The organism is Xanthovirga aplysinae, assembly GCF_009711365.1.
GTDB classification, from domain to species: Bacteria; Bacteroidota; Bacteroidia; order Cytophagales; family Cyclobacteriaceae; genus Xanthovirga; species Xanthovirga aplysinae.
On sequence record NZ_SMMB01000748.1, the window covers coordinates 1 to 3662 of the forward strand.

Sequence of the window (3662 nt, forward strand, 5' to 3'; positions counted from 1 at the left end):
TTTGAGGATAGAAAAGGAAAAAAATTATTTGTTTAAAAAATGGCAGAAAGAAGCAGCGTTTTTGATATGATTGGGCCGGTAATGATCGGGCCCTCCAGCTCGCATACAGCCGGAGTTGTAAGAATCGCCAGAGCCGCCATTCGGGTATTGGGAGACCAACCTGAGGAGGCTGAAATTACATTTTACAATTCCTTTGCACAAACTTACGAAGGCCATGGGAGTGACAGGGCCATTATTGCAGGTTTACTTGACTTTAAAACCGATGATAAACGCATCAAAAAATCTTTGGACCATGCTAAAGAAAAAGGTTTAAAATATACCTTCAAATCGGTAGGGAATGCCTCCACTTTCCACCCAAATACCATCAGACTGGTATTGAAATCAGGGAACAAAGAGGTAGAGGTTATTGGGGAAAGCAGAGGAGGCGGCGTTATCCGCATAACTGAGGTCAATGGATTTACGGCCGGTTTTTCAGCTAACCTTCATACGATAATCATTACGGCAGATGATCGCCCGGGAAGTATTGCTTTTATAGCAGATGTTATTTCTCAGGATGGCTGCAATATTGCTACCATGTCTGTTTCCAGAAAAGGAAAAAATGATATCGCATGCCAAGTATTGGAAATGGATAGTGGATTAAGACCTTTAACCATTGAATATCTGAATAGCCTTAATTGGGTGCATAATTTAATTTACATTCCGAATATCGATTGATTAAATAAATAGGAGCAAATTGAAAATCAAATTCTTTTTACATTTTTTTAAGCAAGAATAATAAGGGAATCAATTGCTTTCAGGCTCCTATTAACAGTCTTTTTAAGAAATCATTTACACTATGATCAACAAGAAAACAATTGGCCTGATTGCTACCTGCCTGTTCCTGGCTTTCTCCGGCTTTGCACAAAGCAATACGTCTGAAAAATGGAATCTTCAACAATGCATCGATTACGCATTGGAAAACAACCTTACCGTAAGACGGGGAGAATTAAGTGTACAGCAGAATAAGGTGGCTGTTACCCAGGCTAAAGCTAGCCTTTTACCTTCAGCAAGTATTAGTAGTTCTTACTATAAGAATTATGGACTTAGCCCGAGCGCTGATAACACCCTTCGAAACGTCAACACAAACTCTATTGGCCTTTCGGGAAGTTCTTCCATTACCGTTTTTAATGGATTTCAATTGATCAACAGCATCCGACAGAGTAATACCAACCTTGAAGGAGCTCGTCAAGACCTGGAAAAGGCCAAAAATGATATTCGCTTACAAGTAGTCAATGCCTTTTTAAATATCATTTTCAATAAGGAAATGGTAAAAAATGCTAATTTCCAATTACAATCGACGGCAAAACAATTGGAACAAATTGAAAAACTATACCAGGCGGGGGCAAAAGCAGAATCCGACTTAATGGAAATTCAAGCCCAATTTGCCAATAATGAATATCAATTGGTCAACGCAAAAAATAGCACTACTATGGCCCTTTTGGAATTAAAGCAATCGCTTCAAATTCCCGCCAGTGCAGATTTTGACATTGAGGTTCCTGAAATCCTTTTAACTCCATATAGCCTGGAGGGTAGTAATCCCGAAAATATTTATATGCTAGCTGAAAAAATACAACCCCAGATAAAAAGTGCCGACCTTGGAGTGGAAAGTGCAAAATTGGGTAAAAAAATAGCTTTCGGAGCATATTTACCACGATTATCTTTTGGGGCCAATATTTCAACCAATTATTATGAAGCAGAAGGTGTTGATATTCCTTTTAGAACACAATTTAAAAACAATCAAGGAAAATCCATTGGTTTAAATTTATCGGTTCCCCTACTGAATGGGTTAAGTACCCGCTCTTCTGTTCAAAGGGCTACCCTAAATACACAAATTGCTAAGATTACTGCTACCGAGCAAAGAAACACCCTCAGACAAACCATTGAAAGGGCTTATACAGATGCCCTAGCCGCTTCCTCCTCATATCAGGCCGCTTTGAAAAGAACGGAATCCCTGGAAGAGGTATTCCGGGTAATGGAAGAAAAGTATAGCCTGGGTGCAGTGAACTCCGTAGATTATCAAGTAGCTAGTAATAACCTTTTTGCTGCCCAAACAGATTTGGTAAAATCTAAATTTGAATATATTTTCAAACTAAAATTATTAGACTTTTACCAAGGTAAAGACATCACCTTGGAATAAGCTGAAATAAACTTAGTAGTTAAGAAGATAAATCAACGAATATAAAAAAGGAAAATATTTTTCAAAAAGAATAAAGTAGTATTCAATTTTAATATTCCCATATAAAAAAGCATTACATTATTAAACTTTTGATTCATGGCAAGGAAGAAAAAATCATCCAATAAACTCCTGTATAGTTTAATCGGTATCGCAGTATTACTAATTTTAGTAATGGTAGTCGGTAAAAAACAAGGGTGGATAGGTAAGCCTAAAGAAACCTTGGTAGACTTGGTGAAAGCCCAAAAAGCTACCATCATTGAAAAAGTAACTGCATCAGGAAAAGTTCAACCAGTAACAGAAGTAAAAATATCACCTGATATTTCCGGAGAAATCACGGAACTACTGGTAAAGGAGGGAGATGCTGTAGAGCAAGGACAATTATTAATCAAAATTAAACCCGATACCTTTGAATCTGCCTTGGAAAGAGCTAAAGCTACTTTAAATCAACAGAAAGCTAATTTTGCTGATGCCAAAGCCAGAAAGGCTCGATCTGAAGCCCAATTGTTACAGAATGAACTAGAGTTTAAGAGAAATAAAAAATTATTTGATCAAAAGGCTATTTCAGATGCTGATTTCCAGGCAGCAGAGACTAACTTCAAAGTAGCTCAACAAGATTTTAAATCTTCCAAAGAAAACGTTAAAGCTGCACAATATTCGGTACAAAGTGCTGAGGCATCCGTTAGAGAGGCAGCAGAAAACCTTTCATTCACCTCAATTTATGCACCAGTAACTGGTACTATTTCAAAATTGGACGTTGAAAAAGGAGAAAGAGTGGTAGGTACTTCTCAAATGGCAGGAACCGAAATGCTTCGTATTGCTGACCTAAATCAAATGGAAGCCCGGGTGGATGTAAATGAAAATGACATTATTCGAGTGGCTCTGGGCGATACCGCCGAAATTGATGTTGACTCCTACACCTACATGGGAAAAATATTTAAAGGAGTAGTAACTTCCATTGCAAATACAGCAAATGATGCTGTATCAGCAGATGCGGTTACCGAATTTGAAGTAAAAATTAAAATCTTAAATGATTCCTTCAAAGATCTACAAATAGAAAAAGGTAATAATTTCCCTTTCCGACCTGGTATGACAACTAGTGTGGAAATAATCACCAAACGAAAAGAAAATGTTTTAACAGTTCCTATTTCAGCAGTTGCAATGCGTGAACCGCTCAAGGAATCGACCAAAGAGGAAGAGAAAACCATGGAAGCAAGCATGGACACTCAGAATTCGGACGAAAAGAAAGCTGAAAAGAAAGAGGTAGTTTTTGTAAATGAAAATGGCACAGCCAAAATGGTGGAGGTTACCACAGGTATTAGTGATTTCGATAAAATAGAAATAAAAAAGGGATTGAAAGAAGGTCAAGAAATTGTTTCAGGTCCTTTTACTGTAGTTTCAAAGCGACTAAAAGATGGAGAGGTAATCAAGGGTAAAGAGAATTCCGAAA

At 37.5% G+C, this 3662-nt stretch carries 3 protein-coding genes; all 3 read left to right on the top strand.

Annotated features, from left to right (window positions below; all coding sequences use genetic code 11):
• The first annotated feature begins 39 nt into the window (after positions 1-39).
• A complete protein-coding gene (gene sdaAB / locus E1171_RS05035) occupies positions 40-714 on the top strand; it encodes an L-serine ammonia-lyase, iron-sulfur-dependent subunit beta (RefSeq protein WP_155204709.1) in 675 nt (224 codons plus the stop codon).
• Positions 715-835: 121 nt separating this feature from the next.
• A complete protein-coding gene (locus E1171_RS05040) occupies positions 836-2176 on the top strand; it encodes a TolC family protein (RefSeq protein ID WP_155204711.1) in 1341 nt (446 codons plus the stop codon).
• Positions 2177-2311: 135 nt separating this feature from the next.
• On the top strand, positions 2312-3662 hold a 1351-nt coding region (locus E1171_RS05045; protein WP_155204713.1), incomplete at its 3' end, for an efflux RND transporter periplasmic adaptor subunit.